The 22,262-nt window shown below is 54.4% G+C and carries 23 protein-coding genes; 4 read left to right on the plus strand and 19 right to left on the minus strand.

The annotated features are described in order from the left end of the window. Positions 1-30: 30 nt before the first annotated feature. From AC5Q5A_RS06935 to nikR, 8 genes are all read right to left on the minus strand, one after another. The gene (locus tag AC5Q5A_RS06935) at positions 31-1,386 is read right to left on the minus strand and encodes a hypothetical protein (protein ID WP_063087567.1); all 1,356 of its coding nucleotides are present in this window, start codon (positions 1,384-1,386) and stop codon (positions 31-33) included. A 158-nt stretch (positions 1,387-1,544) separates the two neighbouring features. Further along, positions 1,545-4,199 (minus strand): alanine--tRNA ligase, encoded by a 2,655-nt coding sequence (gene alaS / locus AC5Q5A_RS06940; protein WP_493894789.1) that lies wholly within the window; start codon positions 4,197-4,199, stop codon positions 1,545-1,547. A 180-nt stretch (positions 4,200-4,379) separates the two neighbouring features. After that, entirely contained in the window at positions 4,380-4,919 is a 540-nt protein-coding gene (locus AC5Q5A_RS06945) for a GNAT family N-acetyltransferase (protein ID WP_493894790.1), read from the minus strand. Further along, positions 4,906-5,049 carry an entericidin A/B family lipoprotein gene (locus AC5Q5A_RS06950; RefSeq protein ID WP_008890358.1) on the minus strand — a complete coding sequence of 48 codons (144 nt, stop codon included), beginning with the start codon at positions 5,047-5,049 and terminating at the stop codon, positions 4,906-4,908. Before AC5Q5A_RS06950 ends, AC5Q5A_RS06945 begins: the two co-directional genes overlap by 14 nt. A gap of 206 nt (positions 5,050-5,255) precedes the next feature. After that, positions 5,256-5,432 (minus strand): DUF1328 domain-containing protein, encoded by a 177-nt coding sequence (locus tag AC5Q5A_RS06955; protein WP_008890359.1) that lies wholly within the window; start codon positions 5,430-5,432, stop codon positions 5,256-5,258. Positions 5,433-5,485: 53 nt separating this feature from the next. Next, positions 5,486-5,626 carry an entericidin A/B family lipoprotein gene (locus AC5Q5A_RS06960; RefSeq protein WP_008890360.1) on the minus strand — a complete coding sequence of 47 codons (141 nt, stop codon included), beginning with the start codon at positions 5,624-5,626 and terminating at the stop codon, positions 5,486-5,488. 298 nt (positions 5,627-5,924) lie between these two features. Further along, positions 5,925-6,998, minus strand: coding sequence for a recombinase RecA (recA, locus tag AC5Q5A_RS06965; RefSeq protein WP_040823385.1), 1,074 nt, complete (start codon positions 6,996-6,998; stop codon positions 5,925-5,927). Positions 6,999-7,283: 285 nt separating this feature from the next. Next, positions 7,284-7,763, minus strand: a complete 480-nt coding sequence (nikR, locus tag AC5Q5A_RS06970; RefSeq protein ID WP_008890365.1) for a nickel-responsive transcriptional regulator NikR — start codon at positions 7,761-7,763, stop codon at positions 7,284-7,286. A gap of 105 nt (positions 7,764-7,868) precedes the next feature. On the opposite strand from nikR, the gene AC5Q5A_RS06975 reads away from it, so the two are divergent. Beyond that, a complete protein-coding gene (locus AC5Q5A_RS06975) occupies positions 7,869-8,657 on the plus strand; it encodes a DUF4198 domain-containing protein (RefSeq protein WP_493894791.1) in 789 nt (262 codons plus the stop codon). A 2-nt stretch (positions 8,658-8,659) separates the two neighbouring features. After that, the gene (locus AC5Q5A_RS06980) at positions 8,660-9,214 is read left to right on the plus strand and encodes a hypothetical protein (RefSeq protein ID WP_493894792.1); all 555 of its coding nucleotides are present in this window, start codon (positions 8,660-8,662) and stop codon (positions 9,212-9,214) included. Here AC5Q5A_RS06980 and AC5Q5A_RS06985 read toward each other — a convergent pair whose 3' ends face one another. The 5 genes from AC5Q5A_RS06985 to AC5Q5A_RS07005 all read right to left on the minus strand — a co-directional run bounded on the left by AC5Q5A_RS06985 (position 9,215) and on the right by AC5Q5A_RS07005 (position 13,645). Then, on the minus strand, positions 9,215-10,114 hold the full coding sequence (locus AC5Q5A_RS06985) for a DMT family transporter (RefSeq protein ID WP_197146893.1): 900 nt from the start codon (positions 10,112-10,114) through the stop codon (positions 9,215-9,217). Positions 10,115-10,353: 239 nt separating this feature from the next. Continuing rightward, positions 10,354-11,031, minus strand: a complete 678-nt coding sequence (locus AC5Q5A_RS06990; protein WP_493894793.1) for a hypothetical protein — start codon at positions 11,029-11,031, stop codon at positions 10,354-10,356. Between the two features lie 77 nt (positions 11,032-11,108). Next, positions 11,109-11,798: an ABC transporter substrate-binding protein gene (locus AC5Q5A_RS06995; protein WP_493894794.1), complete on the minus strand. Its 690-nt coding sequence runs from the start codon at positions 11,796-11,798 to the stop codon at positions 11,109-11,111. A gap of 365 nt (positions 11,799-12,163) precedes the next feature. Further along, on the minus strand, positions 12,164-12,883 hold the full coding sequence (locus AC5Q5A_RS07000) for a substrate-binding periplasmic protein (RefSeq protein WP_493894795.1): 720 nt from the start codon (positions 12,881-12,883) through the stop codon (positions 12,164-12,166). 168 nt (positions 12,884-13,051) lie between these two features. After that, positions 13,052-13,645 carry a hypothetical protein gene (locus AC5Q5A_RS07005; RefSeq protein WP_493894796.1) on the minus strand — a complete coding sequence of 198 codons (594 nt, stop codon included), beginning with the start codon at positions 13,643-13,645 and terminating at the stop codon, positions 13,052-13,054. A 526-nt stretch (positions 13,646-14,171) separates the two neighbouring features. On the opposite strand from AC5Q5A_RS07005, the gene AC5Q5A_RS07010 reads away from it, so the two are divergent. Together AC5Q5A_RS07010 and AC5Q5A_RS07015 are read left to right on the plus strand one after the other, a co-directional pair. After that, positions 14,172-15,071, plus strand: coding sequence for a DMT family transporter (locus AC5Q5A_RS07010; protein ID WP_493894797.1), 900 nt, complete (start codon positions 14,172-14,174; stop codon positions 15,069-15,071). Between the two features lie 85 nt (positions 15,072-15,156). Continuing rightward, positions 15,157-16,194 carry a sodium:calcium antiporter gene (locus tag AC5Q5A_RS07015; protein ID WP_064782341.1) on the plus strand — a complete coding sequence of 346 codons (1,038 nt, stop codon included), beginning with the start codon at positions 15,157-15,159 and terminating at the stop codon, positions 16,192-16,194. A gap of 36 nt (positions 16,195-16,230) precedes the next feature. On the opposite strand, the gene AC5Q5A_RS07020 is transcribed toward AC5Q5A_RS07015, so the two are convergent. From AC5Q5A_RS07020 to flgC, 6 genes are all read right to left on the minus strand, one after another. Next, the gene (locus AC5Q5A_RS07020; RefSeq protein WP_493894798.1) at positions 16,231-18,855 is read right to left on the minus strand and encodes a hybrid sensor histidine kinase/response regulator; all 2,625 of its coding nucleotides are present in this window, start codon (positions 18,853-18,855) and stop codon (positions 16,231-16,233) included. Between the two features lie 229 nt (positions 18,856-19,084). Next, positions 19,085-20,155, minus strand: a complete 1,071-nt coding sequence (gene flhB / locus AC5Q5A_RS07025; RefSeq protein WP_063087532.1) for a flagellar biosynthesis protein FlhB — start codon at positions 20,153-20,155, stop codon at positions 19,085-19,087. A gap of 50 nt (positions 20,156-20,205) precedes the next feature. Beyond that, complete coding sequence (gene fliR, locus AC5Q5A_RS07030; protein ID WP_008890378.1) at positions 20,206-20,970, minus strand: flagellar biosynthetic protein FliR; 765 nt, start codon at positions 20,968-20,970, stop codon at positions 20,206-20,208. Between the two features lie 51 nt (positions 20,971-21,021). Further along, positions 21,022-21,291 (minus strand): flagellar biosynthesis protein FliQ, encoded by a 270-nt coding sequence (gene fliQ, locus AC5Q5A_RS07035; protein ID WP_063087530.1) that lies wholly within the window; start codon positions 21,289-21,291, stop codon positions 21,022-21,024. Between the two features lie 185 nt (positions 21,292-21,476). Next, positions 21,477-21,803, minus strand: a complete 327-nt coding sequence (fliE, locus tag AC5Q5A_RS07040) for a flagellar hook-basal body complex protein FliE (protein WP_338187885.1) — start codon at positions 21,801-21,803, stop codon at positions 21,477-21,479. Positions 21,804-21,848: 45 nt separating this feature from the next. Further along, the gene (flgC, locus tag AC5Q5A_RS07045) at positions 21,849-22,256 is read right to left on the minus strand and encodes a flagellar basal body rod protein FlgC (protein ID WP_063087529.1); all 408 of its coding nucleotides are present in this window, start codon (positions 22,254-22,256) and stop codon (positions 21,849-21,851) included. Between the last annotated feature and the right edge of the window lie 6 nt (positions 22,257-22,262).

Raw genomic sequence — 22,262 nt, forward strand, 5'->3', positions numbered from 1 at the left:
GCCCTTTTAATTCATCATATCTTTCACTTGTCAGCTATCCAAGGCCATCTCTTCAGCCTCTTCCTCAAGAGCATCAACACTCACATCAGTTGAGCCGTCACGATTAGGCTTAATCTTAGGAGGAGACTTTCTCCAAGCGACGAGATTCTGTCCAACCTCTTGATAAAACTCCGGAACAATCTGTTCCAAGATAGCAATGAAATTAGTCTGTTGTGTAAACTTAGCGCCAACTCTTCGCGACAGCAGGATGTGGAACCCGAGAACTTGCATTCCCTCTTTACCTGTTTCGGCAATAGCTGGGTCTTCTCTGAGGTCTTCCAACGGGTAAAGGGTTGCCTCGCTGCTTCCCGGCCACATCAAACGCACATGAATATCTGGCGTACTAACTGTTTTTAACTGTCTCAGCAGCCAGTTAACTCTCGCCTTAGTTGACTTCTTGTCTTCTGGCGCTCTCAGGAACATCTCAACAGAGATAGTTCGTGTCATCAGGTTGGCATAAATCTCCACCGGAGATGCTGCATCAGGAACAATCAATGTTGCGCCAAGTCGCTTCGTTTCTCTGAGATTCGCGAACTCTTCCTTAAGCCTCAAGTTGGGATCATCAAGGTGCTTGCGAGGCAATTTTTCTCTAACCAAAGCCTCAGTTTTTCGGGTCAATATTAAGGACAGATCGCGGGTTTCTTGGTGCCAAGCTTCTAGAACTGCCAATGCAGCCTCTGACTTGGCGGGTATCGCCTCCGAAGCGGAGACCAACTTATTCAACTCTGTCCACTCTGGCGGCATGCGATCGAAGCCTTTGATCCCTGTGCTTTCATGGGTCAAAAACCGCTTAAGTTCATTTAACAGATAGAGCTGATCGGAATCTGCGATCTCATCATTGCTAATCAAAAGATCGGCAGTGGTTAGAATAAACATCCAAGACCAATGGTAGACTGGAATTTTCGAACGGCTTTTCCTAACCGACTGTAATGGATGGTTTTCAGGACGAGACGTGAATTGGTTTGAAATTGTTACGACACAATCGACGCCATGGAGTTTTGCCAAGTTCCGATAGCGGTCCACTTGTTCGTCATTGAGTTCATTGGAACCGACTTTCGTCTCGATAAGAGCACGCCATTCGCGCTTACCTGTACGCACGATTAACAAACCGTCCGGCCTGTCCTTTGAAGCAGCCTTGTCACCAGCAAAAACAATTTCGGTAAAGGCTTCAACAGACGACGTCTTACCGACGCGTAAATTGACAGACTTCAGGAGACTTTGCCCGAACTCGTGAATGCTGGTCAGGCAACTGAGGACGACGGCTGTTGTTCTTCCCTCTTTAGATGTGGTGGCTAAGACAGGAAAAAGACGAGCAGCTTCACCTTGCGACAAATAATCTGGCTTCATTTTTACTCCCCCAAAGATACAACTCAAGGTTATCTCTCGGAGGGCCAACCGTGCAACCCAAAGATATACTTTAGCAAGCTTAAGCACCGCAGGGTTACATAGAAAAAGGGCCCCAAACGGGGCCCTTTAATTCATCAGACTTTTTGGCTGATGATCGCTTAGCCAGCGATGTGTGCCTCGATCGCGGCCAGTGCGGCATCCGCCTGCGCCGGGTCGGAACCGCCGCCCTGTGCCATATCCGGACGGCCACCACCGCCCTTGCCACCGAGCTTTTCAACACCGATGCGCACAAGATCAACTGCGCTGTATTTATCCGTCAGGTCCGCGGTCAGGCCGACAACGATGGATGCCTTGCCACCGTCACCCGACACAAGGGCGACAATGCCTGAACCCATCTGATCGCGGAGCTCGTCGACCATGCCTTTGAGTTCCTTGGCCGGAATGCCGTCAAGCGACCGCAGTGCCATTTTGACACCGTTGACTTCCTTGAACGCATCACCACCGGATGCCGCACCAGAACCGGCCGTTGCCAGCTTTTTGCGCAGGTCGGATACTTCGCGTTCCAGACGACGACGTTCTTCCTGCAGCGCCTTGACGCGGGCCGGGACATCCTCAGGAACGGCTTTAAGGTCTGCAGCAACCGTGGTCAGAAGGTTTTCACGCGCCGACATGTATTTGGCGGCATCGGCACCGGTCAGGGCCTCGATACGGCGGACACCGCTTGAAACAGCTCCCTCGGACACGATCTTGAACATGCCGATATCACCGGTGCGCTTCACGTGCGTACCACCGCAAAGTTCAAGCGAATAGGCATGTTCATTAGCGACCGGCAGGCCCATCGAAACAACGCGGACTTCATCACCGTATTTTTCGCCAAACAGCGCCATCGCACCCAGTTCAATCGCCTCGTCCGGGGTCATCAGACGGGTGGTGACTTCGCTGTTTTCGCGGATCAGGCTGTTGACATCGGCTTCGATCACTGCGGCTTCCTCGGCCGTGACAGCCTTGGGATGCGAGATGTCGAAACGCAGACGATCAGCCGCGACCAGGGATCCCTTCTGGGTTACGTGATCACCAAGGTGCTTGCGCAAAACCGCATGCAAAAGGTGGGTGGCCGAGTGATTGGCACGCAAGCTTGAACGGCGGGTATGATCGACGCGGAATTCCGCAGCGTCGCCGACCTTGACGTCACCTTCGGTCACTTTGCCGAGATGCACATGCAAGCTTCCCAGCTTTTTCTGGGTGTCGGTAATTTCAATGATCGCACCATGTTCGGTTTTGATCACACCGGCATCGCCCTGCTGACCACCGGACTCACCAAAGAAAGTGGTCTGGTTGGCAAGAACGGCAACTTCGTCGCCCTTGGATGCCGATTTGACTTCGGCACCGTCCTTGATCAGTGCGGTAACAACACCCTCGGCGGTTTCGGTTTCATAACCCAGGAATTCGGTCGCGCCATCACGGTCGTTGATGTCAAACCAGACTTCCTCGGTCGCGGCTTCGCCCGAACCGGACCATGCCGCGCGTGCCTTGGCTTTCTGTTCTTCCATGGCGGTGGTGAAGCCAGCTTCATCGATGCCGATTTTGCGTTCTTTGAGCGCATCGGCCGTCAGATCAAGCGGGAAGCCATAGGTGTCATAAAGCTTGAACGCGACGTCACCCGAAAGGGTCGCGCCCGCATCCATGCCATCGGTCGCGTCATCAAGCATCTTGAGACCACGATCAAGCATGGTTTTAAAGCCCTGCTCTTCAAGCTTGAGGGTTTCTTCGATCAATGCCTGCGCACGGACCAGTTCCGGGAAGGCACCGCCCATCTTGCTTACGAGTGCCGGGACCAGCTTATACATCGTCGGATCCTGGGTTCCGACCATGTGCAGGTGGCGCATCGCACGGCGCATGATACGGCGCAGAACGTTGCCGCGACCGGCATTGGACGGCAGAACACCATCGGCAATCAGGAAGCTGGTCGAACGCAGATGGTCGGCAACCACGCGGTGCGACACATTATGCGAACCATCCGGATCGGTGTTGGTGGCATCGGCCGATGCTTCGACCAGCGCACGCATCAAATCGATGTCATAGTTGTCGTGCTTGCCCTGAAGCACAGCGGCAATACGTTCGAGACCCATGCCGGTATCAATCGACGGCTTGGGCAGGTCAACACGATCACCATTTGCCATCTGTTCGTACTGCATGAAGACGAGGTTCCAGATTTCAATGAAACGGTCGCCGTCTTCTTCCGCACTGCCCGGAGGGCCACCCCAGATGTGATCGCCATGGTCAAAGAAGATTTCCGAGCACGGACCACACGGACCGGTATCACCCATCGACCAGAAGTTATCCGAGGTCGGGATACGGATGATGCGGTCATCAGAAAGACCGGCGATCTTTTTCCAAAGGCCATGCGCCTCGTCATCGGTGTGATAGACCGTGACCAGAAGCTTGTCTTTTGGCAGGCCATATTCCTTGGTGATCAGGTTCCAGGCGAATTCAATCGCGTTTTCCTTGAAGTAATCGCCAAACGAAAAGTTGCCGAGCATTTCAAAGAAGGTGTGATGGCGTGCGGTATGACCGACATTTTCAAGGTCGTTATGCTTGCCCCCGGCGCGCACGCATTTCTGCGAGGTCGCGGCACGCGAATAATCGCGGTGTTCCTGGCCGGTAAAAACGTTCTTGAACTGAACCATCCCGGCGTTGGTGAACATCAGGGTAGGGTCATTGCGCGGCACCAGCGGGCTGGACGAAACGACTTCGTGGCCGTTCTTGCGGAAGAACTCCAGAAACGTGGTGCGGATATCGTTGACGGTCTGCATATCTCTCCAACCCGGAAAACGCGGAACAACTGCGCGCGCCATACTGGCGAACGGACTGCCCTATTTAGCGGCTCGGCCCTGCCCTGTCCAGTCAGGCGAAAGGAGTCCGGGGGATTTGCCGCAAGTTTTGCCCAATTCGGCGATTTCGGGCCGCTCAGTCGGGCCAAAGGCAGCCGAATTTCAGCCGGTTTTCAGCAATAATGTGAATCGATCCCGGTTCATTTCCTTAACAAACCCGGCGGCCTCAAAGCCAAGGCCCAGCAACAATTTGCGCGACGCCAAATTTTGCGGATGGGCAAAGGCGGTCAGACACGAAATCGATGTCCTGCCCCGCCCATAGTCAAGCGCCGCAGTCGCCAGTTCCCGACCAATCCCCTGCCCCCAGGCGTTCGGCGCCAGATAATAGCCAAGCTCCGGCCCCCAACCGGGATCAAACGGATCGGTATAAAGCCCGCCCCATCCAATGATGTCGCCAGACTTGCGCAGCCTTACGACCCATGGTGCAAATCCATCGCGGCGCCGGAACCATTCATGGACCAGTACGCGCTTGCGACACGCCGCAAAGCTTTCATCACACTGGGTGAACCGCATGGCGTCACGATCACCAAGGAACGCATAAAGGTCGGGGATATCGGCCAATCTGGCCGCCGAAAGGTCGAGGCGGTCTGTGTGAAGACAGTTTGTCTGAAGATGGGTCGTTCGTGGACTAGTCGTTTGCACTGTCCTGGATCGACTTGCCGAGTTTTTCCATATCGCGACCAAATCCTTCGGCGGTTTCGCAGGCACCAAGGGCAAGACCAAAGCCAATAACCATCAGGACGGCCAGAAGACGTTTTGTCATCGTTTCCATCTTTGCAGGATGCTCCATTCAAGTCCGGATAACAGGCATGTCGCCTGTCTTGTTGTTTATCGCGATATTCTGGCCTCGGGGCATCCGGCTTGCAACCGTTATCGCGCACAAGGGCCGTTTGCCGCACTTAACGCAGAAAAGGACGCCGAAATGGCGTCCTTTCTATAGGCATGTATGCTTCGTGCAGTTTTGCAACTGTCTGGTCATCAGACCGGCGGGCGACGGCCACGCAACGCGTTGACGACAAGCGATACGACAAACAGCACGAGGAAAACAAAGAACAAGATCTTTGCGATCCCGACGAATGTCCCTGCAAGTCCGCCAAAGCCGAGAACGGCGGCGATCAGCGCCAGAACCAAACAGAATATTGCCCAACCTAGCATGGGATTCTCCCACTATTGTTGCTTTAAGATAATGAATAACGATCCGTTACAGATCAGGAAGCGCCGTCCTGGATTGCTTCACCGGCATCTTCGACGTCTTCGCCAAAGCCTTCGGCAGTTTCACAGGCAGCAAGGCCAAGGCCCATACCCGAAATCATCAGAATCGCGAGAAACTTTTTCATCGTATTCGACATGTTCATTCTCCTGATTGATGGTGTCAAAGCTCACAGGAAATCAAACGGCGACAACCCATAATTGTTCCCGGCACTGTTCTTCCCGGTCAAATTTTCCGGCGCGAACAGCATTACAATCCATTGATTCTAAATGATATTTTCTCAATCGTGATCATTTTGGGGCACGTCAAGTGAAGGAGATCACGGCGGGCCTCCTTTACACAATTCCCTGTGAAACCAGACCGATCGATTGCGAACGAAAAAGGGCGGGGTACAGATGTATCCCGCCCTTTGAAATCATGTCACCTGATTGATCAGATCAATCGTCGTTGACCGGTTCGTCTTCGCTCATATTGGTCATGGCTTCGGCGATCAGACCGGCACTCTCGCGAATGCTGTTTTCGATCTCCTTGGTCATTTCCGGGTTCTCGCGCAGGAAGCTTTTGGCGTTCTCGCGGCCCTGACCGATACGGGTCGAGTTATAGGAGAACCAGGAACCGGATTTCTCGACGATGCCGGCCTTGACGCCAAGATCAAGGATTTCACCCATCTTGGAAATGCCTTCGCCATACATGATGTCGAATTCGACCTGCTTGAACGGCGGGGCCATCTTGTTTTTGACGACCTTGACACGCGTCTGGTTACCAACGACTTCGTCGCGGTCCTTGATCTGACCGATACGGCGAATATCAAGGCGGACAGAGGCATAGAATTTAAGCGCGTTACCACCGGTCGTGGTTTCCGGGCTGCCAAACATCACGCCAATCTTCATACGGATCTGGTTAATGAAGATGACCATGCAGTTCGAACGCGAAACGGAGCTTGTGAGTTTACGCAGTGCTTGGCTCATCAGGCGGGCCTGCAGACCAACGTGCGTATCGCCCATCTCACCTTCAAGTTCGGCGCGCGGCACAAGGGCAGCAACCGAATCGACGACCAGAACATCAATTGCGCCAGAACGCACCAGCGTGTCAGCGATTTCAAGGGCCTGTTCACCGGCATCGGGCTGCGAAATCAGGAGTTCGTCGGTATTCACACCCAGCTTGCGGGCATATCCCGGGTCAAGCGCGTGCTCGGCATCGACAAACGCACAGGTCCCGCCAAGCTTCTGGGCTTCGGCAACCGTGTGCAACGCCAGCGTGGTTTTACCCGAACTTTCCGGACCATAGATTTCGACGATACGGCCACGCGGCAGACCGCCAATGCCCAGTCCGATATCAAGACCGAGCGAACCGGTTGAAATGGCTGAGATATCAACGGCGCTTTCCCGCTGACCCAGCTTCATAATCGAACCTTTGCCAAATGCCCGTTCGATCTGCCCAAGGGCGGCTTCGAGTGCCTTCTGCTTATCCATAGTATCCTTATCCACCAAATGCAGCGCGGTCTGAATCATTGCTCGAACTCTCTTATTCCACAGGGCCGGGTTGGATGCAACGCAGGCGGTTCCCCGGACCTATAATGCGGAACGCCACCGCTAGACTGTTTTGCCTGTTGCCGCAGCCTGCCACTACGTTCTTATCGACAAAACAACTGAGAACATAATGCGAACATTCTCACAAAAATTCGGATGTTGCAAGTTTGTTCTCATTGCATCGAGCAGAACTTTCAGAGAACAGACACATCAACCGCCCGCCCGACAATAACGGGGCGTGGGGTCAGCGACGATTTGGCAACGCGATCAGGTGGTGATTTTAAGATGTTCGTGCTTATGGGCATGTCCGTGATGATCATCGCCATGATGATGGCTTTCGACATGCAGTTCGCCCGGCACGGTATAAAGCTGCCCGTGGCGCACGCCCGGCTGAGCCAGCACCTTGTCGGCAAAGGCACGGATTTCCGAAAGCCGCCCGCGCAATGTCACGCTTTCAAGGCAGGTATCATGATCAATATGGAAGTGAACCGTGGAAACCGTCAGATTGTGATGTTCGTGCTGGGTACTCATCAGGCGTGATGCCAGCATGCGTTCCTCGTGATCATAGACATAGTTCAGAACCGCAATCCCGACCCCGTCGGCATTGTCTTCAAGCTTGGTGTTCTGAAGCTTTTCACGGATCAGATCGCGAAATCCCTCTGACCGGTTGGTATAGCCGCGGTGATCAAGAAACGCGTCAAACGCCTCCATCAGATCGTCTTCAATCGATACGGTCACGCGGGTCATTTTGACTACCTCTCACAATCAACGGCTTGACGAGTATGATCTTTTTTGAAAAGTTCACACCCGCACATGGTTCTTCCATAAAAACAATTTCCCAAAGGAACGCAAATGTTTCAACCAAAGTTCGCAGCAAGCATGGTGATTGGTGCCGCAACGCTCCTGATCGGTCTGTCGGCAAACGCCCATGAATTCATCGCAAGCCAATCGCCTGAGATGGCGAAGCCGGGCGAGAATGCGACACTTATCCTTGATTCAACCCATCAGTTTGGCCTTCCGGAAGAAGCAGAAGGCGTCAATGATGTGCGCGCCACACTGATCACCGCTGACGGCACGAACGACATTGCGATTTCCCAAAATGACAACGCGCCCAATCTGATCGGTACGTTTGAAGTGCCCGATACCGCTGCCTGGATTTCCGGCCATCGTCTGGGTGTTGTCTGGTCCCAGACCCCCGATGGCTGGCAGGCTGGCGGCGCCGATGAACATCCCGATGCCATCGCATCGACCCGCTATGAAAAGTTTGCCAAGCTTCTGGTGGGTGGCCAAGGCTCAGCTGATTTTATTACCAAATCACTTGGTGATGCGCTTGAAATCGTGCCGCTCAGTGATCCGCGTGACACCAAGGTTGGCGAGGATGCCGAATTCCAGATCCTTTTGAACGGCCACCCGTTGACGACATCGGTTCTGGCAACCTATGCCGGATTTACTGAAACACCGTCATCCTGGGCCTATGCGACCGAAACGCTGAGCACCGAGGCTGGCAGTGGCATTGCCAAGGTCCGGATTTCGGCGCCCGGTTTGTGGATTGTGCGTGTCGCGGCTGACATGCCTGATGCCGAGGAAGGTGTCGGCAACCACAACATCCGTGCGACGCTATCATTCGCCGTTGATAAATGATCATGGCACGGACCGGTTTTGCATATTTATCGGTTCTGGTGGCCCTGCTGATTGCAGGGCCATTGGCCGTCCCTGCCCCCGCCCATGCCCATGGCGCTGGCTGGCAGGTCGAAGATAGCGCCAATACAAAGACCTATGGTTTCCGATATACCGACGGATCCCCGATGGCCTTTGCCGAGGTGGTTGTCACAACCAAGGACGGCAAGGTCTGGCAAAAGGCGCGCACGGACCGGATCGGTCAGTTTTCGCTTGGGCTTGGCAGCTCATCGCCACAAGATGCGCCAAGTGAACTCCACATCAAGGTGGCCGATGGCATGGGGCATGTTGTGCAATTGACCTATCAGCCAACCGATACCACCACCGCCACAGTCACCGCCCCCCCAGCGGGCGGACAGACAGCTGCTGCGTCGTCGGCAACGGCCATCCAAGGCACGCCCGCGCTGTTTGATTTGCCGATTTGGGCAAGCATCCTGTTTGGCTTCAGCATCCTCGCCAACCTGTTTGGCGGGCTTATGCTTTGGCAGCGTCGCCAGATGGCTCGGAAACAGTCGAACTGATCAGGGCATGAACAGCAAGGTCACCCCGCCAAAGGCAAGGCAGGTTCCGATTACGGCCTGAATGCCGACCGGCTTGCGCAGGATCAGGCCTTCATAAACGATCAGAATAACCGGCGGCAGCGCCATCAGGGTTGAGGCAATCCCGACATTGGCGTTTTGAACCGCCAGCATTGAAAGCCACACACCGATTGCGGGCCCGATAAGCGCGCCGAGCAACAGCCATTTGCCAACATCCGGCGCGATACAGGCCGTAACAGTCCGCCGCACCCGGCCAAGGATGATCGCCAATCCCCACATGGCGATCACGGCGACCAGTGTTCTGATCCAGGTGGCGGAAAGCGCGGAATAGCCATCAATCAGGGCATATTTCGCCGTGATCAGATTTGCGACCTGCCCGACCGCGCCGCCAAAACCAAACAGAATGCCGATGGCGTAATTGCGTCCCTCAAGCCCGATCGGGCGGCCCTTTTTGCCAAGAATGACAATCAAAACCCCGCCCACCCCACAGGCGATCCCGGTGATTTCAATCGGGCGCAGCGTTTCATCAAAAAGGACCCAGGCCAGAACCGCGCCCATGATCGGAACGGTCGACATCAATAACATCGAAAGCCGCGCACCGATCAGAACAAAAGCCTGAAACAGCATGGCATCGCCAATCACCAGGCCCAAAACCGATGAAAGCGACAACCAGCCAAGCTGTTCCCACGTCACGGCATTCGGCCATGGCTGGCCCTGAAGGATCCAATGCAAAATGGTCAGACAAAAGATCGAACAGGCCAGACGCCCGCGATTAACCGTCTGCGCCCCTGCCTTGCCGCCGATATTGGAAAAGATCATGCTGGAACTCGCCCAACAGAGCGCAGCAGTAAAGGCAGCAGCCTCGCCAAAAAGGGAAATCATGGGGCGCGTTTCCGAAAGGGTTTGTCTGTCTGGCTTTAACACCAGTTATGAGTGCAGGCCTTGGTAGCGCATACCCGCCTTCGTCATACAGCGGAGTTTTACGTCATTTGCAATGGCTTTTATTACCTTACAAAGACGCACGCGCCCTTAAGCACGCAAGTTTTCCGTCCGCAAAATTGCAAGCAGACAGATCAGATTATTGTCTTAAGAACACAACGCAGGCGGGACACGTTTGATCTTCATTGATCGTAGGCATTAAGTGTCTGAAAATCAGATTGAGTCAGCACACGGGTGATCTCTGGCAAATATTTTTCGTTCTTCTTCGAAAGCCAAAGATAGGCGTGCCCCTGCCTGACCACCGTTTTCGTCGCAGAAGCCAGTTGCGCTTCATACTGTTTCAGATTGTTGCTTTCGATCAGAAACGCATCAAGACGACGCCTTAGAAACATATCAACGACAATGTCATATGATGGCAAAAATATCCGGTTGATATGCCCGCCAGCAGCCTCCGAGGACCATTTGGTGCCACGACGAAGGCCCAATGTCACGGCACCAAGATCATCAACGGATTTGATCGCAGGGTCAGAGGTTACCAACACCCCCTCACCAGAGATAAGCGGGACCGGAACCATCACTGCCTTGGCGCCAACATAAGGCGCGAACTCCGGCAACCTTGGAAAATCACCATCAATCTCACCACTCAGAAGCAGCGCCTCTGAACGACTTGCAGGCATATATTGCACTGAAAGGCAGGGGTTATGACCGGCAAAGATGTGTTCGAGCTTTTCACCGACTTCTCTGCCGATGGCGTCTTCAAGACCAGCCAGTTGCAAACACGGTTGTGCTCTTACTGAAATTGGCTGCCATATGACTATCATAAGAGCAATCAATACACTGGCAGTACCGAACAACCGCATACAGCGGACTCCAAGCCTGATCTAGATACATTAGAAAAGATTATATAACTTCAACCTATCAGTTCCGCTCACGAGATTCACGATTTTGTTTCGGTTTCCATTTCCGGCTCAAGTGCAGCCCGAAAAAGGTATGTTCCCCGATCGAATTGCGGCAACAGGGCCTCGTATTCCTTGCGCAGCCAGCTATAGGTCGTAAGGGTTTCCAGTTCGATGGTGCGATAGCCTTCCGGCACCCCTTCGGTCTGATTAAGCGAGAAATCGTCAATCAACAGGCCATCCAGCCTCCCAAGACGGAGCATGCGCAACATCATCCCGGCACCCCCGGGTACGGTGACGATATCAGCAAGACCGACCAGTTCCTGTTTGCCGTGGTCGTCGCCCAGCCAGACGCCGATTTCCTTGTTTTTTAGATCATTGAGTGATTTCACGGTGTCGTCAGCCGTGATCAAAAGGCTTTTGGGACGTCCAACAACCACCGCCCCGGAAACAAGCGGCACACCAGCCGATTGTCGAATGGTTTCGCCGCTGGCAAAGACACCATCGATTTCGCCGCGTTTAAGCGAAACAGCGGTGCGTTTGTTTGGCAACCAGACCGGCTGCACACATAACCCGGCCTCTGCCATCGCGGCACGGTACCGCTCGGCAGAGCGAACATGATCGGCCATTTCCGGCAAGGCAATCTTGAGACAGACTTCTTCGTCTGCCTTTGCCGAGGGCAGCAATTCAAATGACAGGAAAAGTGCTGCCAGAAAAATGACAGCGAACATACACGATCGAACGATCGCATTGGGCTTGCGAAGCGCCATAGTATCACCCCCAAGGCAACATCTTCCCGGTGATAGCGGGACGTGTTGCGAGCCTACCTGATCTGCCCGCCGTCATTGTTTGCGGTCGGGTCATTTTCATTGTTCTTTGGTTTCGGCTTTTGCCGTTAGGGAAAACTATAAGTGCAATCCAAAAGCGCGTGCAAGCGCCTGTTTGCCGATCGTTTAAGGCAAACGTATAGGTCGCACTGCAGCATTATGCGCCAGAATTAAAGCCAAGCTGGCGGGGCGCCGGAGGAAATTTTACCGCGCAGTGCAGCACACAACCGCAAAGGCGGGAATGCCTTTGACCCAAAGTTTGATGCGGCTCAGGAGGGGTCCTTGCGCAAGGCCGCTATCTTTTCCCGGAAGCGGACGGTGCCATTGTCAAATTTCGCCATCTGTTCGGCATGTTCGGCCCGAAGGAAGCTATAGACGGCGAGATTGGCAACAGGGATTGCAACAAACCCTTCCGGCGCACCACCCTGGCTGCGCAATGAATAGTCATTGAGCAAAATGCCATCCAGACGCCCTTTCACAAGCATCTCCATCATCAACTCCGGTCCACCGGCGATGGGCACAACGTGGTCATAATGTTCAAGAAGCTTTTCTGACCAGCCTGTTCCCAACCAGACGCCGATCTGTTCAGACGTAAGCTCTGACAGGGTTTTGGGCCCATCCTTTTTAACAACAAACATACCATCGGGTTTCCCCAAAATGACACTGCCGCGGATCACAGGCGTTTCGGTCGTCTTCCCGTATGTTTCAAGCATGGCAAAGACGCCATCAATCTGTTTATGGCGCATTGCCATGAACGTTCGCGCATGGGGCATCAAAACAGGTTCGACACAAAGACCGGCATCATTCATTGCCGCCTGGTAAATGTCGTGTCCGGTATCGCCAATTGTGGCTTCGGGGATGGCAATGCGCAGGCATGGCTGCTTTGCCTTTGCGCCGGGCAGCATGGCAAAGGAAAGATAAAGCGCCGCCAAACAGAACAGTGTCAGGGCACAGTTTCGTAGGAACGTGTGCAATTGAAAGCTCGCCATTTTCAGTCTCCCACGGCACCAACTGTTTGTTGAGTAACCGAATCCCGGGAAGTTCAGCTTGCACCTGGTTGGCAAGTTCTGTCGTTCCAGATTTTTTAATCCGTTGATTGAAAAGATATATTCAAACCCGCTGATTGCCTAGCGGCGAGTTATCAGCCTTAGGGGGTTTCAATTCGGAGGATCCGCCTTATCGCAACAGGATACCGTAATACCAAGTTTTGCCAGAAAGGCGCGCGTGGCGCGGTCAAATTGCGGTTTGATATCGGCAAACTCAGCTTTCAGCCAGCTATGCACATCAAAATGATCAACCTCAACGGCCTTATATCCTTCGGGTACACCGCCTGCAAGACCAAGCGAATAGGCATCAGCCAGCATCGCATCAATGCGCCCTTCGGCCAGCATTTCCTTTAACATCGCTGTACCGCGCGGCACCCTGATCACGTTTGCGTATTGCTCAACAAGCTTGGTGCACCAGGTCGCGCCAAGCGGTACGCCAAGGACCTCTGTGGTGAGATCTGAAATACCATTGACGGGACCGTCGCGCACAACAAGATATCCAGCCAATCGACCAAGCAGCACATCACCGGAAATCAATGGCACGCTAACAAGTTCCGGCAGATCTTCACGCGATGCAAAAACCCCTTCAAGTTGCCCGGAATTCAGTGCTGCCACCGCACGTGTTTGCGGCATGGCTTCGGGATGAACGCACAGGCCAACGTCTGCCATCGCCTTGCGATAGAGCTCGATTTTTTGCTGATCCACGTAGATTTCCGGCATCGCAATACGAATACATTTCTCATCTGCACTGGCAGCGGGCAAAAGCCGGAAAGAAAGCAATAGGGCAATGAAACATATCACTGCAAAAACACAGTTTCGGGCAAACCTGTGGCTTGAATAGCGAGCCATACATACTCCCAAGAGGCGTTGGTCTATTTTCTTTTTTGTTCGCCGACGTTCCGCAATTTCGGAATGCTCTGGAACTTGTTTGTTCTGGCGTTTGCACCGCAACAGACCAAACGATACGTCTTATTGTATGATGTGACCAGCGCCGAATGCGCATATCCTTCATAACATCAATACATCTTGTCCCGAGTGCGACATGCTGCAACCCCCGATGTTTTGGAATTACAAGCATTCCTCGCTTGACCGATGAAAAAATGGCGCGCACCATCTGCGCGCGGCTGGCCCGGAAATCGGGAAAGCAGCGCCACCAAGCCACCAGAATTTTCAACCGTGCCGCCCTGCATCCCCCTTGGATGCACCAAGCCCCATATTCCGGACACCCTCGATGAAACCAGGGGATATCGCCCGCTACCTGTTCCTTGCCATCGTGTGGGGACTGTCATTCCTCGTTGTTGTTAAAATTGTCGAGGCCTTTGGCTGGGTCGGTGCCGTCACCTTCCGCGCCCTGATTGCCGCGGGATCGCTTTACCTTCTTGCCCGGTTGTTTCGCCGCAAACTTGATTTTTCTGCTGGTTGGCGCCCCTTTGCCATTGTCGGTGCCACCACGGTTGCCGGGCAACTGATCGGCCTTTCTTATGCCGCACCGCGGATCGGGACCGCGATGGCCGCCATTTTCGTCGCAGCCATTCCATTGTTTTCCATGATCATCAGTCAACTTTGGGGCCTTGAACGCACCACAAGACAGGGCTTTGCCGGCTTGGTACTTGGCATCAGCGGCATTGTCTTGCTGGTCGGGTTCCCCGCCGTCCCGGTCACGTTCGAATTTGCCCTTGGCTGTGTGGCATCAATCCTTGCCGCCCTGTGTGCGGCCTTTGGCAGCAACTATGCCAGCCGCCATCTGCGCAACAGTGGCAACTGGGAAACCACCATCGGGGCGTTTCTGTTTGGTGGATTGATGACCTTTCCGCTGATCTTTGCCGTGCCATTGGAACGCACACCCGTTGCCATGGACTATCTGTATCTGATCATTGCCGCAGTTTTGATGAGTGTGTGCACCTATATCGCCTATTTCCGACTGGTCGCCTCCATCGGGCCGACGCGGGCAATCAGCGTGGAGTTTCTGGTCACCGTGATTGCCGTCTTTATCGGGGCAACCGTTCTGGGTGAAAAACTTTCCGCCATGCAGTTCATTGGCGGGATCACAATCATCTTGGGCTGTGCGCTGGTTTTGAACCTTGTACCGGCATGGCTGCGTCCGCGTCCGAGCGTCCCTGAAATCCCGTAAGCCACGCGCACCACATCTGCCAAGGAACAAGCACGCCTGTGAGAAGTTAGACTAGATAGTCCTCTCTGATCACGGAAAGCAGCGCATGCCCTTTGACCTTGGCCAGCAGTCGCTCGGCATAATTGTTATGACCTTTGCGGTCTGCACACTGATTATCGGTTTTGCCGGGACCCGACTTGCAGGGATTGCCGTCAAACTGGCCGAGCGTACCGGCATGGGGCAAATCATCGCAGGCGCACTGTTCGTCGGCATGTCGACCAGCCTGCCGGGCAGTGTCCTGTCGGTGACGACCGCATGGCAGGGCCATACTGATCTTGCGATTGGCAATGCGCTTGGCGGGATCGCCGCCCAGACAACCTTTCTGGCAATTGCCGATCTGGTTTATCGTAAGGGCAATCTCGAACATGCCGCGGCCAGCGCAACCGGCCTTGCGCAAACCACCCTTCTTTTAAGCATGCTGTCCGTGCCGCTTCTGGCCTATGCCGGGCCGGAATGGATGATTTTTCACATTCACCCGGCATCGATCCTTTTGTTCATCATCTACGCGTTTGGTCTGAACCTGCTGTCTGAGATCCGTGATGAACCGATGTGGCATCCCAAGAAAACCGACCTGACCGAAGAAGACGCCAAACATGACGAAGCCGACACCCACCCGGAAAGCTCCGTTCGGCTATGGGTTGAATTTCTGGCCTTCGCGCTTCTGACCGCCATTGCCGGCCACGTCATCGGGCAGGCTGGCCTTGCAATCGTTGCGGTTACCGGGATCAGCGAGACCGCCGTCGGCACCTTCCTGACCGCGATTTCAACATCCTTCCCGGAATTTGTTTCGGCCATTGCCGCTGTGCGGATGGGGGCGGTTAATCTGGCGGTCGGCGACATCATCGGCGGCAATGCGTTTGATGTGCTGTTTTTGGCCGCATCCGACTTTGCCTATCGCGAAGGTTCCATCTACGCTGCCTTTACCGATCAGCACATCTTCACGATCGCGCTGGTTATCCTGATGAGCGGGGTGTTGCTGTTGGGGATGCTCAACCGCGAACGCCGTGGCATTGGCAATATCGGCTGGGAAAGCTTCGCGATGCTGGCACTTTATGGTGGATCAATATTCTATCTGGCGGGCTAGATTCTATGCGGCGGGCTAGCCTGTGGCGTAAACGCCTCAAAGCACTTCCTTAACCTTGGTCGCAAGGTCTTTGAGCGAAAATGGCTTGGGCAGAAAGTGCACACCGTTTTCTTCATCAAGCTCGTCGCGATAGGTATCCTCGGCATAGCCAGAGATGAAGATGACCTTCAGTTCTGGCTTTTTCTCGCGCAGCATGCGGATCAGGGTCGGGCCATCAATGCCCGGCATGACCACGTCCGAAATCACCAGATCAATGACCTTGTCGGTGTTGTTTAGCACCTCAAGCGCATTGTCACCGTTATTGGCCTCAAGCACGTCATAGCCCTTGCTGCGAAGGGCGCGGGCACCAAAGGTCCGCACAGCGTCCTCATCCTCGACCAGCAAGATCGCGCCGGTGCCGGTCAGATCGCGCGACGGGGTTTCTTCGACAACGGCTTGCGTTTCGGCAAGTTCGGCCTCGGACGCCTCATAGCGCGGCAAATAGATGGTAAAGGTCGTGCCTTTGCCCTCTTCGCTGTTGACCGCGATAAAGCCGCCGGTCTGTTTGACGATGCCATAGACGGTCGAAAGCCCAAGACCCGTCCCTTCGCCGCGTTGCTTGGTCGAGAAGAAGGGCTCGAAAATGCGGGTCAGATTGTCCTTGGGAATGCCGATGCCGTTATCGGTCACCTTGATACCGATATAATCGCCCGGCGGAATGACCTCGGTGCCGGTTGCAGTCGGCTCGTCAATAATTTCGGTGCTGGTCTGAACCGTAAGTGTCCCGCCCTCGCCCGCCATGGCATCGCGCGCATTGACGACAAGGTTAATGATCACCTGATCAAGCTGGCCCGGGTCGACCTTTACAAGACCTATGTCGCGACCGTGACTGACCTTAAGATCGATCTTCTCGCCGATCAGACGGCGCAGCAGGTTGGACATTTCGGCCAGCGCATCGGTGATATTGATGATTTTCGGCTGCAACGTCTGACGACGCGAGAACGCCAAAAGCTGCCGGACAAGATTGGCCGCACGGTTGGCATTCTGTTTGATCTGCATGATGTCGGCAAAGCTGGGATCACCCGGCCCGTGACGCGACAGCAACAGATCACAGAAGCCGATCATCGCGGTCAGAAGGTTATTGAAGTCATGCGCCACCCCGCCGGCAAGCTGACCGACAGCCTGCATTTTCTGGGACTGGGCAAATTGTTCCTCAAGGTTCTTCTGTTCGGTCGTATCAAGGAAGTTCAACAGCAACGCACCGGCTTCGCCCGAACGGCCCGCCACACGTTGCAGATAAATCTGGGCGGCAACCCCGCGTGATCCCGAAAGGCGGGCTTCAATCTGCCCCCCCTTGCCCATGCCCATCACGGCCTTGGACAGGTAACGCGCCACTTCGTCACGGTCTTCGGGCACGATCAGTTCCAGGATCGAACGACCAACAACCTTGTGATGCATCTGACCGGCCGTATCGATAAAGGCGCGGTTGGCATCCGTTACTGTGCCAGACATATCGGCAAGAACGATCGAAAGCGGGCTTTCATCAAAGAACCAGCGCACCCGACGTTCGGTTTCGGCCAGTGCATGTTCCCATTCGTGGGCCGGCATCGGATCAGGGAAGATCACGGCCTGACTGCGCACAGGCCCGGTGCCCGGCGCATTGATCGAGTGAGTCACGAAACAACGAATGGGTTCGCCCCCGGCAACCTTGAATTTGACCTCGCCATTAACGCCGTCACCAACGATCAGATCGGCAAGTTCAACCGACCCGTTGTTGAAATCTTCGGGCTCTCCACCCAGCCAGCTTGCCAGACGGCGGTTGAGGTAAAGAATGCGGCCTTCTTCATCGAGCCCGCACACCCCGACCGGCAGGCGTTCGATCATCTGATCGGCGTGCTCAAACCCACCCTGTGCCTCGGCAACTGGAAGGTTGGCGACCATTTCACTGGCCTGCGGCCCCGACAGGGCAAATCGTTTCTCGGTATCTTCAGCCGGTAACAGCAACGAAGATCCGCCATCGGCCATCACAGCGCTGTCGACACCATCAACAGTCCAAAGCATCTTGCCGGCACGCACATCGGCCGCAGTGACAGAAATGCGAAGACAGGCACCATTGGCGACGTTGTTCGTATCAGGCGTGCCGTCGGCTTCTTTGTCAGCCTCTTCGCCGTCTGTGGCTTCTTCGGGGGTTTCGTCATCCGCATCCGAAGGGGCGATATCGGCCTGATACTTTTCAGAACGCGACAGATCGACAAACATCTGCCCGCCCTCACCGCGCATTGCACGTGTGCGCAATTCGGCCAGTTCCTCACTGCCAATCCCAAGGAAGGACAGGCGCGCCTCAAGCGCGGACAGCATGTCCGATCCGGCTTCAATGCCGAGCTTGGATGAAAAGGCCGGGTTGGCGTAAAGCGTGCGGCCATAGGCATCAATCAGTGCAACACCAATATCGGATTTGGCAAAGCCCGAAATCAGCGGGCCAAGCCCATCATGCCCGCCATTTCGAAGCTTTGCTGACAGCGACAATGACGCAACCGCGACCACCGCAACACCGGTGACCATCGCACCGATGATCCACATTAGACGCGCGTCAAGCCCCGCCTTTGCCAATACGTCCATTAGGACGAAGACAAACGCAACGAATGCGACACTTACAGCAAGGATAAGCCCCCGAAACAGCACGCGACCGCCTTTAACGACAATAACTTAACAAAATAGTCTATACTTTTAGCTGCTTATCGCCCGACTGGCTACCGGCAAGTTTATCGTCGATTGGACTGCCCGGCAATCGCGACAAATAGAACGCAGTTCCCACAAGATATGCCAAAGGCAGGAACCAAATCCGGCCCTGCCTTTCGAAGAATGTTGCCCCCGGAACACGTCATTTTTGTGATCGCATGACACGCAATATTTATCCGAGTTTCTTGCCGCGCTGACGGAAGACGAAGGAGATGATCTCGGCAACGGCCTTGTAGTGTTCTGGCGGAATTTCCTGATCGATTTCGACGGTGGCAAACAGGGCACGCGCAACTGGCGGATTTTCCATGATCGTGATGTTGTGTTCCTCGGCAACTTCACGAATTTTAAGCGCGACATTGTCCTGCCCCTTGGCGATACATACCGGCGCCCCCATGGTATCGATGTCATATTGCAGGGCGACGGCAAAGTGCGTCGGGTTGGTGATCACCACGTCGGCCTTGGGCACGTTTGACATCATGCGCTGCTGGGCGCGTTCCATCCTGATCTGGCGGACCTTTGCCTTGATCTCGGGGCTACCCTCGGTCTGTTTGTATTCGTCCTTGATCTCCTGCTTGGACATTTTCATTTTCTGATTGAACTCGTACTTCTGATAGGCAAAGTCGAGCCCGGCAATCACAGCAGTAAGCGAAATAGTCGCAATCAGCAGGATCACGATCATGTCGTAGAGGCGCTCAAGCGTCAGGCCGAGTGATAGCTGCGGATAGAGTTCAACGTCCATCAGTTCAGGCACGATCACGAGGCCAAGCACAACGCCAACAAGGATGATCTTGCTGACGTTTTTGACAAACTCGACCATGCTTTTCATCGAAAACAGGTTCTTGAGCCCGGTCAGCGGGTTCAGTTTATCGGGCTTGGGTTCGATCCGTTCCATCGCAACGACGATACCGTTCTGAACGATGTGCCCGGCTGCGGCAAAAAACATCAACAGCACAAACGGAATGCCCAGCACCCAAAGCATGCCCAAAATTACGTCTTCAAACAGACCAGGAATGCCCGCCTGGGTGACATCAAATCGATGTGGATGTTCAAGGAAACCGACAGCAAGATCGCGCACGCTTGCGGCCATGCTCGGCCCGAGCATGGTCATGACAAGACCACCGCCGAACAGGATCATGAAGTTGCCGACTTCCTTGGAAACCGGTACCTGACCTTTCTTTCGCGCGTCCTCAAGCTTTTTACTTGTGGGGTCTTCTGTCTTTTGGCTGTCGTCTTCTTCTGCCATTGGCAAACCCATGCTTGGCAATGCGAGTGAAAATGCTGCCCGTCATTGCCTTACGGACTAAGAAACGCCTCAAGCCCGTTCTCGAAATATGCAAGATAAACCATCATCATGGATGGCAGGGCCAAGGTCAACAAAAGCAGTGCGATCGCGATCTGGACCGGCATCGCGACAAAGAACACCGGCAATTGCGGCATCAACTTGTTGAGCAGACCCAACGCAATCTGCAAACAGATTGCTACCACCAGAAACGGTGCCGACATCTGCATCGCAATCGCGAAACTGTCATTCAGCGCCCTTGCAAAAAACTCACTCATATCGCCCACCGGCAAAACACCGCCCGGCGGAAACAGGGTGTAGCTTTCAAACACCGCCTGGATCATCAGGTGATCCATCCCAGTGGCAAACAGCAACACCAACCCGACCTGCATCAGGAAATTACCCGTCACAGCACTTTGTGCCCCGGACAACGGATCGGCGGTAAAGGCGTTCGCCATCGATGACAGATAGGCAATAATCGACCCGGCAGTCTGGATTCCGGCCATCATCACCTGGGCAAACAGGGCAAAGAACAATCCCACCGTGACTTCATATCCGATACCAACCAAAAGAGACGGCGCATCAGCGGGCTGTGGCGGGAAAAGCGGCCCGGCCAACGGTGAAATGACAACCGCCACCCAAAAGGCAAACAACAGGCGCGCGCGTGCCGGGACTGAACGCGCCCCTATACCCGGCATAAAGGCAAAGGCCGCCCCCACCCTGGCGAAAGTCATCAGGACGACGTAAACATTCAGCGTAAGAAGTTCTTGAAGATCCATGTCGTCTTCGACTGCCTTACTCATCCACGCTGGCGGGCGGCGGGTTTATCGCTAATTCGGTAGCCCGATAAAGTGGTCAACCATTCGGCCCATAAATTCAACCATCTCGGTCATCATCCACGGAAGCAAAACCAGAAGCGCGATGAAGATCACCAGAATTTTGGGCACGAAGGTCAGTGTCATTTCCTGAATTTGCGTCAGGGCCTGAAACAGGGCGATGATCAGGCCAACCCCAAGCGCAATCAGCATCAACGGCGTGGTGACTTTCAGCAGTGTCCACACCGCGTCATAGGCCACGTCCATGATTTCAGCTTGATCCATCGGGTCTTCCTGTTTCGCCGTCTTGTCATGCGGGCCGCTTCGGGCCTTTATCCTTCATACAGGATTTATCACGGGTTTTGCCATGATTTCCTGACTTATCAAACGCTTCCTTGCGGATTTCCCCAAAAACACAAAAACCGCGCGAATGATCGCGCGGTTTTATCAAGGGCGTCTGAAAATGCCGATCAAACCGGCATGTTGAGAATGCTCTGATAGGCTTCAACGGCCTTGTCACGAACCGAGACAACGGTACGCAGGGTAACTTCGGCAGCAGATACCGCAGTCACCACTTCGTGCAGTTCGGCATCACCGGTAATGGCCTTTTGGGTCATCTGTTCGCTGACTTTCATGGTATCGCGGGCATCATATGCCGCCCCCTTGACCATGTCGGCAAAACTTTCCCCCGGGTTCACGGACTGGCCCGAACCGGTTACGCTCTCCGTAACGGTGTTGGTCTTGCCAGCGGCCGCATTGCGGTAGGCAGAAATAGCATCGTTGAAGCTTGCGACCATGGGTATCAATCCTTAAGCGTGTTCTTGTCCCGTTATATCGACTGCCTATTGCAGGATATCAAGGGTCTTGAGCAACATACTGCGCGATGACTGGATCACATTGAGGTTGGCCTCGTATGAACGCTGTGCTTCGCGCATATCCATCATTTCGACCAGCGTTTCAACGTTCGGGGTCTGAACATAGCCCTGATCGTTTGCTGCCGGATGGCTTGGTTCATATCTCATACCAAAATCAGAGCGATCCGGCATCACCTTATTGACCTTGACCATCTCGACACCGACTTCGCGGTCCATGACGTTTTTAAACGTCAGAAGCTTGCGGCGATAGGGTTCCTGCCCCGGTGCCGTTGCAAGGCTGTCTGCGTTGGCAACGTTTTCAGCCGCAACACGAAGACGGGTACCCTGTGCGCGCATACCGGCAGCCGAGATTTTAAAAGCCTTGTAAAGTTCCATGGTTCT

The organism is Thalassospira sp. CA1 (genome assembly GCF_059052855.1).